Source organism: Kitasatospora sp. NBC_01246, assembly GCF_036226505.1.
Taxonomy (GTDB): Bacteria; Actinomycetota; Actinomycetes; order Streptomycetales; family Streptomycetaceae; genus Kitasatospora.
Window position 1 is genome coordinate 3,776,095 of sequence record NZ_CP108484.1, and the last position, 12,493, is coordinate 3,788,587.

General features: G+C 73.4%; 14 protein-coding genes and 1 tRNA gene. 9 read left to right on the forward strand and 6 right to left on the reverse strand.

Annotation, left to right across the window (positions count from 1 at the left end):
* Positions 1-165 precede the first annotated feature (165 nt).
* The gene (locus OG618_RS16495) at positions 166-840 is read left to right on the forward strand and encodes an HAD family hydrolase (protein ID WP_329488196.1); all 675 of its coding nucleotides are present in this window, start codon (positions 166-168) and stop codon (positions 838-840) included.
* Between the two features lie 49 nt (positions 841-889).
* Complete coding sequence (locus OG618_RS16500) at positions 890-1,111, forward strand: hypothetical protein (protein ID WP_329488197.1); 222 nt, start codon at positions 890-892, stop codon at positions 1,109-1,111.
* 110 nt (positions 1,112-1,221) lie between these two features.
* Here the strand turns inward: OG618_RS16500 and OG618_RS16505 are convergent.
* Positions 1,222-1,302 (reverse strand) — tRNA-Tyr (locus OG618_RS16505).
* Positions 1,303-1,518: 216 nt separating this feature from the next.
* Between OG618_RS16505 and OG618_RS16510 the strand changes: the two genes are divergently transcribed.
* Positions 1,519-2,007 carry a YajQ family cyclic di-GMP-binding protein gene (locus OG618_RS16510; protein ID WP_329488198.1) on the forward strand — a complete coding sequence of 163 codons (489 nt, stop codon included), beginning with the start codon at positions 1,519-1,521 and terminating at the stop codon, positions 2,005-2,007.
* Positions 2,008-2,082: 75 nt separating this feature from the next.
* Here the strand turns inward: OG618_RS16510 and OG618_RS16515 are convergent, their stop codons facing one another.
* Both OG618_RS16515 and OG618_RS16520 read right to left on the reverse strand, forming a co-directional pair.
* Complete coding sequence (locus tag OG618_RS16515) at positions 2,083-2,766, reverse strand: hypothetical protein (protein ID WP_329488199.1); 684 nt, start codon at positions 2,764-2,766, stop codon at positions 2,083-2,085.
* Between the two features lie 96 nt (positions 2,767-2,862).
* A complete protein-coding gene (locus OG618_RS16520; protein WP_329488200.1) occupies positions 2,863-3,363 on the reverse strand; it encodes a hypothetical protein in 501 nt (166 codons plus the stop codon).
* Between the two features lie 546 nt (positions 3,364-3,909).
* Between OG618_RS16520 and OG618_RS16525 the strand changes: the two genes are divergently transcribed.
* The 6 genes from OG618_RS16525 (at position 3,910) to mug (ending at position 10,416) form a co-directional block, all read left to right on the forward strand.
* The gene (locus OG618_RS16525) at positions 3,910-5,442 is read left to right on the forward strand and encodes an APC family permease (RefSeq protein WP_442906805.1); all 1,533 of its coding nucleotides are present in this window, start codon (positions 3,910-3,912) and stop codon (positions 5,440-5,442) included.
* The gene (locus OG618_RS16530) at positions 5,439-5,876 is read left to right on the forward strand and encodes a hypothetical protein (RefSeq protein ID WP_329488201.1); all 438 of its coding nucleotides are present in this window, start codon (positions 5,439-5,441) and stop codon (positions 5,874-5,876) included. The genes OG618_RS16525 and OG618_RS16530 overlap by 4 nt, the downstream gene beginning before the upstream one ends.
* A 43-nt stretch (positions 5,877-5,919) precedes the next feature.
* A complete protein-coding gene (locus OG618_RS16535) occupies positions 5,920-7,272 on the forward strand; it encodes a dipeptidase (RefSeq protein WP_329488202.1) in 1,353 nt (450 codons plus the stop codon).
* Positions 7,273-7,477: 205 nt separating this feature from the next.
* A complete protein-coding gene (locus OG618_RS16540; RefSeq protein ID WP_329488203.1) occupies positions 7,478-8,596 on the forward strand; it encodes an aminopeptidase P family protein in 1,119 nt (372 codons plus the stop codon).
* 186 nt (positions 8,597-8,782) lie between these two features.
* Positions 8,783-9,787, forward strand: a complete 1,005-nt coding sequence (locus OG618_RS16545; RefSeq protein WP_329488204.1) for a phosphatase PAP2 family protein — start codon at positions 8,783-8,785, stop codon at positions 9,785-9,787.
* Positions 9,788-9,861: 74 nt separating this feature from the next.
* Positions 9,862-10,416: a G/U mismatch-specific DNA glycosylase gene (gene mug / locus OG618_RS16550; protein WP_329488205.1), complete on the forward strand. Its 555-nt coding sequence runs from the start codon at positions 9,862-9,864 to the stop codon at positions 10,414-10,416.
* Positions 10,417-10,464: 48 nt separating this feature from the next.
* On the opposite strand, the gene OG618_RS16555 is transcribed toward mug, so the two are convergent.
* The 3 genes from OG618_RS16555 to OG618_RS16565 form a co-directional block, all read right to left on the reverse strand.
* Positions 10,465-10,866: a YccF domain-containing protein gene (locus OG618_RS16555; protein ID WP_329488206.1), complete on the reverse strand. Its 402-nt coding sequence runs from the start codon at positions 10,864-10,866 to the stop codon at positions 10,465-10,467.
* A gap of 185 nt (positions 10,867-11,051) precedes the next feature.
* Positions 11,052-12,062, reverse strand: a complete 1,011-nt coding sequence (locus OG618_RS16560; protein WP_329488207.1) for a M56 family metallopeptidase — start codon at positions 12,060-12,062, stop codon at positions 11,052-11,054.
* 3 nt (positions 12,063-12,065) lie between these two features.
* Positions 12,066-12,491, reverse strand: coding sequence for a BlaI/MecI/CopY family transcriptional regulator (locus tag OG618_RS16565; protein ID WP_329488209.1), 426 nt, complete (start codon positions 12,489-12,491; stop codon positions 12,066-12,068).
* Positions 12,492-12,493 lie beyond the last annotated feature (2 nt).

Consider the following 12,493-nt stretch of genomic DNA (forward strand, 5'->3'; position numbering starts at 1 on the left):
AGCTCGGACGGAGGACTCCCGGCGCACCTGGGCACGTCCGGAACTTCTCGGCAGGGAGGCTGAACGGCCCGGCCCCACCCCTCGGAGAACACTCTGCTGCCCCCAGGAAGCAATTGCAAGTAATGCGCAACAATGCCGACCCCTCCGGCGGGCTACGCTCCGCGCATGGATCACCACTCTCCGCAGGCGAGCCCGCTCCTCCTCATCGACCTCGACCACACCCTGGTCGAACGCGACGGCGGCACCGACGCCTGGGCCACCGCGTTCTGCACCGCCCACGGCCTCCCCCTGGACACCGCACCCACCATCGTCACGCTGGTGCGCGCCGACCGCTCCCCGGCCGGCTTCGCCGGGATCGCCGCCCGCTACGGCCTCCGGCAGTCCGGCGAGGCCCTCTGGGAGGAACACGTCGCCCACGAGGCCGCCCGCACCCACCCGATCCCGGGCGTCCCCGCCGCCCTCACCGCCCTGCGCGAAGCCGGCTGGACCATCGGCGTCGTCACCAACGGCTACACCGACGTCCAGCGCGCCAAACTCGCCCGGACCGGCCTGCTCCCCGCCGTCGACGCCGTCTGCGTCTCCCAGGAGGCCGGCGCCCGCAAGCCCGACCCCGAGATCTTCCGCCTGGCCGCCGCCCGCCTCGGCCGCACCCTCACCCCGGACACCTGGATGGTCGGCAACAACCCCGCCACCGACCTGCTGGGCGCCCACGCCTGCGGCCTCCGCTCCATCTGGATCACCCCCACCCCACCTCCGCCGCTCCCCCCGGCCCACCCCGCCCCCACCCACACCGCCCCCGACACCCCCACGGCGGCCGCCCTCCTCCTGGCCGCCCCCTGAGCCGCACCGGCCGCCCGCCGATGTCGGCCCCCTCGGGCAGGCTTCACCCATGCGCGCACCACGAGTCCAGTGCCCCGCCTGCGGCCGACCGGTCGCCCTGATGCCCACCCGCCGGGCCGGCTACGGCGTCATCCACGACCACAAGAGGGACCGCCGCTCCCTCCTCCTCTGCGAGGCGAGCATGCGACCCCTCCCGCTCTCCCGGGCCACCGCCTGGCAGGACGCCCTCCCCGGCGTCACCCCCGACCCTCCGGCCCCCACGCTCTTCTGACCCCCCGGCACCGCCGAACCGGGACGCCCACGCCCGAGACCCGCCCCCGGGTACGACAAAACCGGCCCTGAACAACGTTTCCGCTGTTCAGGGCCGGTCTGGTAATCCAGTGGCTGGTGCAGGGTTCGAACCTGCGTAGCTTACGCGGCAGATTTACAGTCTGCTCCCTTTGGCCGCTCGGGCAACCAGCCAGGATTTGGTGTCTCGCGGGGCTTGCCCCGTTCGACTCCGTAAACGATACCTGATGCCGGGGGGTGGTTCGCCACCTGGTTGGTCACGTGATGATCAACGGATGTGGCGTGGCTGTCGGGGGCGGGGGCGGGGTGGTGCTGGATAGGCTGGGGCTGCGGGCGTCCGGTGGGGCGGGCCGTGTCAGTGAAGCCAGAGCATCAAGGAGACCAACACCCATGGCCGACTCCAGTTTCGACATCGTCTCGAAGGTCGAGTGGCAGGAGGTCGACAACGCGATCAACCAGACCTCGCGTGAGATCGCCACCCGCTTCGACTTCAAGAACGTCGGCGCCGAGATCAGCCGCTCCGGCGAAACGATCGAGATGAAGGCCAGCGGCGAGGAGCGGGTGAAGGCCATTCTGGACGTGCTGCAGAGCAAGTTCATCAAGCGTGGCCTGTCGCTGAAGGCGCTGGACGCCAAGGAGCCCCAGCTGTCCGGCAAGGAGTACAAGATCTTCGCGGACGTGAAGGAGGGCATCTCCCAGGACGATGCCAAGAAGGTCGCGAAGATCATCCGTGACGAGGGCCCGAAGGGCGTCAAGGCCCAGGTCCAGGGCGACGAGCTCCGCGTGACCTCGAAGAGCCGCGACGACCTGCAGACCGTCCAGGCCCTGCTCAAGGGCAAGGACCTCGACTTCGCGCTCCAGTACGTGAACTACCGCTAGTCCCGTCGGGACGCGCAGTGGCGACGGCCCCCGGACACCGTGTGGTGTCCGGGGGCCGTCGTGTCGGGCGGTGGGTCAGGGGCCGGTGAGGCGGGTGACCGTACCGGTGGTGGTCGCGACGGTGTCGGGGGCCAGAGCCGTGACGGTCTGCTGGACGGCGGCCGGGTTCGGCTTGGCGGCCGTGGCGGCGTCGACCAGGGCCTTGGCCTTGGTCCCGAGCGAGGCGAGCCGGTCCTCCAGGGCCAGCGGCGGGAGCGCGGGGGTGGTGGTGCGCGGGGGCTCCGCCGCCGGCTGCTGGTCCAGCGGGGCCGGAGCGGGCACGGGGGCCGCCACCGGGGCCGCGGGCAGCTGGGCGAGCAGGCCCTTCGTCGCCGTGTCGAGCGTGGCGAGCAGCTGCTGGAGGACGCCGAGGTCGGGGCTGCCGGTCGGCGGGGTGGCGGCCGAGAGCAGGCCGCTGACCAGCTTGAGGACGTCGCCGAGACCGCCCAGCGCCCCGAGCGCGGCGGCCGGGTCGGGCACGGCGGCCGGCGCCGCGGCGAGGTCGGGTGCGGCGGGGAGCGCCGGAGCCGGGGCGGAGACCGGCGGGGCCGCGACCGGCGGCACGCCGACCGGCAGCGGGACGTCCGCGAGGAACGCGGGGGGCGAGCTGGCGGGGGTGAAGGCCGCGGCTTCGTTGCCGGCGGCGGTGGCGGACGCCGTGGCGACCGGGGTCAGCGCGATGGCTGCGGTCAGCGCGGCGGCCATCCAAGTGGCACGCATGGGTGATGCTTCCTCTCGATGCGAATCAGGCGAAATGCCTGATTCACACGTTGGGGCAAGCCAGTTGACCCAGCCACCGCGGGTACGCCGAACGGTTCACGCCCCGTCGGGAGCGGCCCAGCCGTCGGTGCGGCGGTGGGCGGTCAGGCCGACCGCCTCGAACTCGTCGTGGTGGTGGGCGTCCACGACGCGGGCGCCGATGCGCCGCAGGGCGCGGGAGATCGGGCTGCCCTCGGGCGGGCTGGGTTCGAACTCGCCGCTGACGAGCGGGCCCAGGTCGAGCCGGCCGTCGGCCCAGACGGCGGCGCGCTGGGTGCCGCTGCCACCGAAGTAGTCGGCCTCCACGCAGGCGATCGGACCGGCCTTGGACCACGCGGCGAGCCGGCGTTCGAGGCCGTCCGGGAACCAGTCGAAACCGGACTCACCGCCGAACCCGGGCTCACCGCGGCCGAACTGGAGCGCGGACAGGAAGGCGGGGGTGGCCGGTATCAGGGCCAACCCCTGGGCCAGCGGACTGAGACGGGCGGCCGGGACCTCCGCGGCGGCCACCGCGAGCAGCTCCGCCGAACCGATCAGCGCCTGAAGTTCGTACGACATTCAGTCATCCTGAACCAAGGCACTGACACTCCGCCCGGCATTTACCATTCCGTACCCGGACGGGTAGGGCCCGGACGGCACGGCTCCGGGTTCGGGCGCCCGCGGCAGGGCCCGGACAGGGCTTCGGGCAGGCCCCGGACGCGGCGGCACCGCGCCCCGGAGGGGCCGTCCGATGCGCCCGTATCGGACGGCCCGGGCGCATCGGACCGCCGGAGGCGGCGGTGCGGCGTGCGGACGGCCCGCGCGGACGGACCAGGCGGTCCTGACCGCCGGAGGCACCGGGACGGCCGACCGGATGACCGACCGGGACGGCCGACCGGATAGCCGACCGGGGCGGCGAACCGGGCACCGGGGCCCCGCGGGCCAAACCTCCGCCGCGCATCCCTGACAGCCACTCACCCGAGCGGGCGCACGCCGCATGCGACACCCCCGGCAACCGGGTGAACTGGCCGGGTACGGCCCGCCCCCGGGGCTCTCCCGGGGCGAACCCCACCGCCGGAGCGGACCCCCGGTGGACGTACCCCGGGCCGTACCCGAGGAGGACGCATGAGTTCGATGGAGGCACCCTCGCCCGGCCGGGGCAGCCCCGGCCCGAGCGCCGCCAGCAGGAGCGGCGGCGCGGTCGCCACCCGGATGGCCGGCGCACCACGGATGTCCTGGCTGACGCTGGCGCTGATGACGACCAGCTCCGTGGCCAGCCTCCGGGCCGCGCCGACCATGGCGGTCTACGGCCTGGCCTGCGTCTTCCTCTACCTAGTCCCCGCGATCGTCTTCCTGCTGCCGACCGCGCTGGTCTCCGCCGAGCTGGCCTCCGGCTGGGAGGGCGGCGTCTACCGGTGGGTGTCGGAGGGCCTGTCGAAGCCGCTGGGCTTCCTCGCCGTCTGGTGCCAGTTCGCGATGACGATCTTCTACTACCCGTCGCTGCTCGCGTACGTGGCCTCGACGATCGCGTACGTGGTCAACCCGGCGCTGGCCAGCAACGGGCCCTACACCGCCGTCGTGATCATGGTGCTGTACTGGACCGGCGTCTGGGTCTCCTCGCGCGGGACGAAGGCCGTGGCCGGCCTCTCCTCCTGGGGCCTGGTGATCGGCACCCTGATCCCCGGCACGCTGCTCGTGGTGCTCGGCCTCGTCTTCCTCGGCCAGGGCAACACCTCGGCCGCCCCGATGAACGCCGCGCACCTCTTCCCGCAGTGGACCGGCCTGGCCAGCCTGGTGCTGATCGTCAACAACTTCCTCAGCTACTCCGGCATGGAGATGAACGCGGTGCACGTCTCCTCGCTCCGCGATCCGGCCCGGGAGTTCCCGCGGTCGATGTTCACCGCCTCCGGGATGGTCCTGCTGATCTTCATCCTGCCCGCGCTGGCGATCAGCTGGGTGGTGCCGTCCAGCCAGCTCAGCCTGACGGCCGGCGTGATGCAGGCCTTCGACTCCTTCTTCCAGTACTTCCACATCGGCTGGCTCACCCCGGTGATCGCGGTGGCGCTGATCGCCGCCTCCCTCGGCGGCATGCTCACCTGGCTCGCCGGACCGTCCAAGGGCCTGCTGATGATCTCCCGCCAGGAGGGCTACCTGCCGCCGTTCCTGCAGCGGCTGAACAAGGAGGGGATCCAGCAGAACCTGCTGGTCACCCAGGGTGTGGTCACCACGGTCATCGCCCTCGCCTACGCCCTGATCCCGAACGTCTCCAGTGCCTACTGGATCTTCTCGGTGATCACCACGCAGGTCTACCTGATCGTCTACCTGCTGATGTTCGCCGCCGCGATCCGGCTGCGCCGCACCCAGCCGGACCACCCCCGCGGCTACCGCGCCCCGGCGCTGGTCCCGGTCTGCGTGACCGGCCTGATCGCCTCGGCGGCAGCGATGGCGATCGGGTTCGTCCCGTCCTCGCAGTTCGGCAGCGGCAGTGTCTGGTCGTACGTCGCGATCGTCGGCGGTGGCCTGGTGCTGCTCGGCCTGGTGATCCCCTACCTGTTCCTGAGACTGCGCAAGCCCTCCTGGCGCAACCCCGACGCCCAGGCCGAACTGGCCGAGCAGGAGGCCGAGGAACGGCGCGGCACCACCGGAGGTGCGGCATGACCGGCACCATGATGGCCTCCCGCCACCGCTGGATCTACCTGGGCGCGATCGTCCTGCTGGTCGGCATGCTGATCACCGGTCTGCTGACGTACTCCCAGCTGCACAGCACCAACGAGGCCAACGACAAGGCCAAGCAGCTCTCGTCCGCGCTGACGGCGGCCGGCTACCCGGTGCCCAGCCAGAGCCAGATCGTGCACACCCTGGGCGAGGACGGCGGCGCGGTCTGCGAGAACCCGGCCGACGCGCTGAACCAGGCGCAGTGGAAGTACGGGATGTCCAACGGCGCGGGCGGTCCCGGGCAGCGGCCGGTGCTCTCCGACCGCGAGGTGGTGTTCGCGGAGTCGATCGTGCTCTCGGTGTACTGCCCGGACAAGCTCGCCGACATCCGGCAGAAGATCGACGACCTCAAGCTCCGTGACACCGTGCGCAATTGACGATCAGCCCACCGAACCGACCGATCGCCCAGGAGCCGTACCCATGACCGACGAACTCGCCCGCCGGATCGCCGCCCTGATGCCCCGGGCCAAGGACGACCTGGCCGAGCTGGTCGCCATCCCCTCCGTCGCCGACCCCCGCCAGTACCCGCCGGAGAAGTGCCGCGAGGCCGCCGAGTGGGTCGCCGCCGCCTTCACCCGGGCCGGCCTGCGCGACGTCCATCTGGAGGAGACGCCGGACGGCAGCCACGCCGTGATCGGCCACCGCCCGCCGCCGCCCGGCGCCCCGACCGTCCTGCTCTACTGCCACTACGACGTCCAGCCGCCGCTCGACGACGCCGCCTGGACCTCCCCGCCGTTCGAGCTCACCAAGCGCGACGGCCGCTGGTACGGACGCGGCACCGCCGACTGCAAGGGCAACATCGTCATGCACCTCACCGCCCTGCGGGCGCTCGGCGACGACCTCCCGGTCGGCATCAAGTTCGTCGCCGAGGGCTCCGAGGAGCAGGGCACCGGCGGGCTGGAGGCGTACGTGCCGCCGCACGCGGGCGAGTTGCACGCCGACGCCCTGCTGGTCTGCGACACCGGGAACGCGGCGGTCGGCGTGCCGACCGCCACCACCTCGCTGCGCGGGGTCACCAACGTGGTGGTCGGCGTCTCGACCCTCGCCGGCGACGTGCACTCCGGCATGTTCGGCGGGCCCGCCCCGGACGCCCTGGCCGCGCTGATCCGCGCCCTCGACTCGCTGCGCGACGCCGAAGGCGGCACCCGGATCGACGGCCTGGACTCCACCGGCACCTGGCGCGGCGTCGGCTACGACGAGCAGCAGTTCCGCACCGACGCCGGGGTCCGGGAGGGCGTCCGGCTGACCGGTTCCGGCACCGTCGCCGACCGGCTCTGGGCCAGGCCCGCCGTCACCGTGCTCGGCATCGACTGCCCCCCGGTGGTCGGCTCGGCGGCCGCCGTCCCGGCCACCGCCCGCGCCCGGGTCAGCCTGCGGGTGCCGCCCGGCACCGACGCGCGGGCCGCCCAGGACGCGCTGACCGCGCACCTGAAGGCCGCCGTGCCGTGGGGCGCGCAGGTCACGGTCGAGCCGGAGAGCGTCGGTTCGCCGTTCCAGGCCTCCACCGGCGGGCCGGCGTACCAGGCGCTCGACCGGGCCATGCGGGAGGTCTACGGCAAGCCGATCTCCTTCCTCGGCCAGGGCGGCTCGATCCCGCTCTGCAACGTGTTCGCCCGCACCTACCCGGACGCGGAGATCATCCTGATGGGCGTCGAGGAGCCGCGCTGCCTGATCCACGCGCCCAACGAGAGCGTCGATCCCGGCGAGATCGAACACATGGCCCACGTCGAGGCGTTGTTCCTCCGGCACTACGCCGAGTCCACCCGGACGTGAGGGAGTTCGGTACGCGCGACAGCCCGCGCCCGACGGCCGGCCCGACCCGGACGGCCACCGGTCCGGGACCGGTTCCAGAACGGGAAGGACGGCGGGGAAGACAGCGGGAAAGACAGCGGGGAAGACCCAACGGGACAGAAACGGAATTCCGGTACGGGGCAGACGCAGCACTTCCGGTACGGGACAGACGCAGAGAGGAACCCTCATGCCACGACCGTTCACCACCGAGGACTACACCGCCCGGATGGCCCGGGCCACCGCCGACGCGGCCGCCGCCGGACTCAGCGGCCTGGTCGTCGCCCCCGGCCCCGACCTGGTCTACCTCTGCGGCTACCAGCCGACCGCGATCACCGAACGGCTGACCGCGCTGCTCCTCACCGACGGCCGCGAACCCGCCCTGATCGTCCCCAAGTTGGAGCGGCCCGACGCCGAACGGGCCACCGGCGCCCCCGGCCTGCGGCTGCTCGACTGGACGGACGGCGAGAGCCCCTACGACACCGCCGTCCCGCTGCTCGACCCCGCCGGCCGCTACGGCGTCTCGGACAACGCCTGGGCGATGCACCTGCTCGGCCTCCAGGCCGCCCTGCCGGGCGCCGGCTGGACCTCGCTCACCGAGGCGCTGCCGATGCTCCGGGCGGTCAAGGACACCGACGAGCTGGAGCGGCTGGCCGCGGCCGGCGGCGCCGCGGACGCCGCCTACCGCGGCATCCTGGAGGTGCGGTTCGCCGGCCGGCGGGAGACCGACGTGGCCGCCGACCTCAGCGCCCTGCTCATCCAGTACGGGCACAGCCAGGTCGACTTCACCGTGGTCGGCTCCGGCCCCAACGGCGCCAACCCGCACCACGAGGCGGGTGACCGGGTCATCGAGGCCGGGGACACCGTCGTCCTGGACTTCGGCGGCCTCAAGGACGGCTACGGCTCCGACACCACCCGGACGGTGCACGTCGGCACGGACGTCCCGGCCGAGGTGCGGACGGTGCACGACGTCGTCCGGCAGGCGCAGCAGACCGCGTTCGAGGCGGTCCGGCCCGGCGTGACCTGCCAGGAGATCGACCGGATCGCCCGCCGGGTGATCACCGAGGCCGGGTACGGCGAGTACTTCATCCACCGCACCGGGCACGGCATCGGCATCACCACGCACGAGCCGCCCTACCTGGTCGAGGGCGAGGAGCAGCCGCTCGTCCCGGGGATGTGCTTCTCGATCGAGCCCGGTGTCTACCTGCCCGGCCGCTTCGGGGTGCGGATCGAGGACATCGTGACGGTGACCGACCAGGGCGGCCGGCGGTTCAACAACACGCCCCACGAGCTGGGCACCGTCTCCTGACCACCGTCTCCTGACCACTGCCGACCGGCCCCGCGACCTGCGGCGGAGTCCGCCCGCACCGCGCCGCACGGGGCCGATCGGGCGGGCCGGGCCGTTCCGCTGTCCGGCGTCTTTCTGAGTCTTTGCTGGACGACAGGCCGTTCGCGTGAAGAGTTCTCAAAGAATGCCTTGCTAGCTTCGGCTGGCATGACCAAACTGCTCCGCCCGGCGCCGCCCCCACCCGCGAGCGCCGGGCGGCTGCGTCCGGTGACCCGGCCGCTGCCCGGTGCGCGCGCCAGCGCACTGACGCGGCTGCGGCTCCTGGCGTGGCCGCTCTACCTCGTCGCCCTGCTCTGGTACGTGCGCACGTACGGCCTGCCGTACTCCAACGACGTGGTCTTCTGCTGGCTGATCGGCGCGCTGCTGGCCGCCGCCGTGCACAGCGGCCACGGGACGCGCGGCTTCCTGCTGGTGCTGCGCGACTGGGTGCCGGTGATGGCCGTCGTCTGGGCGTACTCGCTGCTGCGCGGGTACGGCGCGCACACCCCGTGGGCCCCGCACTGGCGGCCGCAGCTGCGGGCGGACGAGCTGCTCGGCTTCGGTGAGACCTGGACGGTCCGGCTGCAGCACGGGCTCTACACCGCCGGTTCGCCGCACTGGTACGACTACGCGGCGGTCCTCGTCTACATGTCGCACTTCTTCATGATCTTCGTGGTGCTGGCCGTGCTCTGGCGGCGCCGCCACGACCGGTTCCGGCACCTGCTCACCTGCTACCTCGCGCTGACCTTCGCCGGTTTCGCGACGTACCTCCTGTTCCCGGCCGACCCGCCGTGGCTCACCGCGCAGGAGGGCCACATGCCGGCGCTCACCCGGGTGGTGTCGGACGTGCTGACGCAGAGCGGGCTGCCCCGGGCCGGGTCGGTCTTCGAGAACGGCAGCCGGTTCGCCAACGACGTCGCCGCGATGCCCTCGCTGCACTCCGCGTACCCGGCGATGCTGCTGTTCTTCTTCTGGCCGACGGCCGCGCGGTGGGTCCGCGTGCTGCTGGTCGCGTACCCGCTCGCGATGGCGTTCACCCTGGTCTACGGGGCTGAGCACTTCATCGTCGACGTCCTCGCCGGCTGGGCGTACGCGGCGGCGGTGGTCTACGGCGTGCGGTGGCTGCGCGCACGGCGCCGGGCCCGGCTGCTGGCGGTGGCCGTACCGGGGTAGCCGCGCCGCCCGGCCGGGTGCGGACCGCACCACCCCCGTACCCGGCCGGCAGCCGCCACCGGCAGACTGGGCGGGTGACCGAGACGCCCAGGAAGCCCACGCAGGACCAGCTGCTCGCCGCTCGCGACAGCACCATCGCGGACATCGCCGGCCCCGGGCTCCGGGTGCTGTTCTGCGGGATCAACCCCGGCCTCTGGTCGGGCGCCACCGGTCACCACTTCGCCCGGCCGGGCAACCGGTTCTGGCCCGCGCTGCACCGCTCCGGCTTCACCCCGCGCCAGTTCCGCCCGGACGAGCAGCGCGAGCTGCTCGACCTCGGCCTCGGCATCACCAACGTCGCCCCGCGCGCCACCGCCAAGGCGGACGAGCTCACCGCCGACGAACTGCGCGAGGGCGGGGCCGCGCTCGCCGCCCGCGTCCTGGCGCTGCGCCCGCGGGCGCTGGCCGTGCTCGGCATCGGCGCGTACCGGACGGCCTTCGGCCGGCGGACGGCGGCGGTCGGCCGGCAGCCGGAGGGCCTCGGGGAGACCGAGGTCTGGGTGCTGCCCAACCCGAGCGGGCTCAACGCGCACTACACGCTGGACGCGCTGGCGCGGGAGTTCCGGCGGCTGCGCGAGGCCGTGGAGTGACCGGGGCCGGGACCGCCGGAGGGCCGACGACCGGCCCGCGGGGGCGGTTCAGCGCGCGCCGAACCGCTCGTCGGTGGGTACCACCTCGCGCCCCAGCGGCATCAGCGAGATCGGGATCATCTTGAGGTTGGCCCAGCCGAACGGGATCCCGATGATCGACACGAACAGCGGGATGCTCGTCGCGATGTGCGCCAGCGCCAGCCACCAGCCCGCGAACACCAGCCAGATCACATTGCCCACGCAGGACGCCGCCCCGGCCTCCGGCCTCTCCACCGTCGTCCGGCCGAACGGCCAGATCACGAAACCGGCGATCCGGAACGAGGCGATGCCGAACGGGATCGTGACGATGAGGACGCAGCAGATGATGCCGGCGATGACGTAGCCGAGCGCCATCCAGATCCCGCAGAAGATCAGCCAGATGGCGTTCAGGACGAACTCGATCACCTTCATGGTGGGCACCCTCTCACGACGGACGGCCGACCCCTATGACGTGCCATGCCCGCTGTCCGCCGTGTCTACGCCGCCGCCCGCCGACCCGCCCGCCGGACCGACCGGAGAACCGACGACCGAACCGACCGCCGAACCGGCCCGCCACGCGCGGTCCGCCGGTGCCGGGCCCCTACAGCGCCGGGCCCCTACAGCGGGGTGACGGCCTTCAGCACCAGCAACAGCGCCACCGCCGCGTTGACCGCGCAGAGCGCCGACGCGGCCGTTCCGATCGCCGCCACCATGGCCGCGAGGCCCGCCCGGGTGTGGGCCGGCGGCCAGTTCCGCGAGGACGGCACCGGGCCGAGCAGCGCGGCCACCCGGCGCGGCACCGGGCCGGGCACGGCCCCCGGCGCGGCGAAGGCGGCGAAGCCGGGAGCGGGCGCCCGGTGCGAGACCAGCGCCGCCCGGGCCACCGCCCGGGCCGTGATCCGCCGGTCGCCGACCGCCTGGGCCGACTCCTCGTCCGCCCACCGCTCCGCGCTGTACGCCACCGCCTGCTGCAGGGGCCGCAGGAACGGGTTGACGCAGCCCGCGAGTTGGGTGATCAGCAGATAGCGGTGGTGCCGGTGCTCCAGGTGCGCCCGCTCGTGCGCGAGCAGCGCCTCGCGCTCGTCGGCCGCCAACCCGGCCAGCATCCCGGTGGAGACCACCACCCGCCCCGGCGAGCCGGGCAGCGCGTAGGCGTAGGGCCGGTCGTCCGGCAGCACCGCGAGGTCGTCCGGGAGCCCGCCGGGCGTGCCGCCGAGTCCGTACCCGGCGGTCCCGGCGAGTCCGTACCCGGTCGTGCCGCCGAGGTCGCGGCCGAGCGCCCGGCGGGCCCGGGCCCGGATCCTCAGGTGTCGCACCACCGTGCGCAGACAGGCCCCGGCCACCACGGCCAGCACGCAGATCGCCGCCGTGCCGACCGTCTCGTGGTACGGCAGCGCCGCCCGCACCTCCGGGTCGGACCAGCTGTCCGGCAGCGGGTTGCCCGGGATCTGGGCGGTGCCCACCACCCCGGTCAGGCCGAGGCAGACGGCGCTGCACAGCGCCATCACCGCACTGATCACGGTCAGCAGCCGGGACGCCCCGCGCGGATGCAGGTGCTGTTCGGTGAGCCGGGCGATCGGGACGGCGGTCAGCGGCAGGATGAGCGGGAGGAAGACGAAGACGCCCACGGGTCAGCTCTCGTGGTCGGCCACTGCCGGATCGGCACCGGCGCTGTCCAGCAGCGTCCGCAGCAGCTCCTCGTCGTGCGGCAGCAGGGCGGTGACGAAGCTGGCCAGGACGGCGTCCCGGTCCGGCTCGCCGTCCAGCATCCGGCGCATCCGCAGTGCGGCCAGCCCGGCCGCGTCGGAGGACGCCTGCCAGAGGTAGGAGCGGCCCGATCGGGTCCGCGAGACGGCCTTCTTGGCGTGCAGCCGGGACAGGATGGTCATCACGGTGGTGTACGCCAGGCCGCCGTCCAGCCGCTCCTGGACCCAGACCGCGGTGGCCGGGCCGGGCGCCCGCTGGAGCACCGCCAGCACCTGGGCCTCCAGCTCGCCCTGGCCTCGCCGGCGGGCCCGTGGATCCCCGGCCGCCGGGGCGTGCCTCTCCTCTGCCATGA

What these genes read in the sequence shown, in the direction of transcription:
- OG618_RS16495 (WP_329488196.1), top strand. Translation starts at nt 166, where the DNA reads ATGGATCACCACTCTCCGCAGGCGAGCCCGCTCCTCCTCATCGACCTC.
- OG618_RS16500 (WP_329488197.1), top strand. Translation starts at nt 890, where the DNA reads ATGCGCGCACCACGAGTCCAGTGCCCCGCCTGCGGCCGACCGGTCGCC.
- OG618_RS16510 (WP_329488198.1), top strand. Translation starts at nt 1,519, where the DNA reads ATGGCCGACTCCAGTTTCGACATCGTCTCGAAGGTCGAGTGGCAGGAG.
- OG618_RS16515 (WP_329488199.1), bottom strand. Translation starts at nt 2,766, where the DNA reads ATGCGTGCCACTTGGATGGCCGCCGCGCTGACCGCAGCCATCGCGCTG.
- OG618_RS16520 (WP_329488200.1), bottom strand. Translation starts at nt 3,363, where the DNA reads ATGTCGTACGAACTTCAGGCGCTGATCGGTTCGGCGGAGCTGCTCGCG.
- OG618_RS16525 (WP_442906805.1), top strand. Translation starts at nt 3,910, where the DNA reads ATGAGTTCGATGGAGGCACCCTCGCCCGGCCGGGGCAGCCCCGGCCCG.
- OG618_RS16530 (WP_329488201.1), top strand. Translation starts at nt 5,439, where the DNA reads ATGACCGGCACCATGATGGCCTCCCGCCACCGCTGGATCTACCTGGGC.
- OG618_RS16535 (WP_329488202.1), top strand. Translation starts at nt 5,920, where the DNA reads ATGACCGACGAACTCGCCCGCCGGATCGCCGCCCTGATGCCCCGGGCC.
- OG618_RS16540 (WP_329488203.1), top strand. Translation starts at nt 7,478, where the DNA reads ATGCCACGACCGTTCACCACCGAGGACTACACCGCCCGGATGGCCCGG.
- OG618_RS16545 (WP_329488204.1), top strand. Translation starts at nt 8,783, where the DNA reads ATGACCAAACTGCTCCGCCCGGCGCCGCCCCCACCCGCGAGCGCCGGG.
- OG618_RS16555 (WP_329488206.1), bottom strand. Translation starts at nt 10,866, where the DNA reads ATGAAGGTGATCGAGTTCGTCCTGAACGCCATCTGGCTGATCTTCTGC.
- OG618_RS16565 (WP_329488209.1), bottom strand. Translation starts at nt 12,491, where the DNA reads ATGGCAGAGGAGAGGCACGCCCCGGCGGCCGGGGATCCACGGGCCCGC.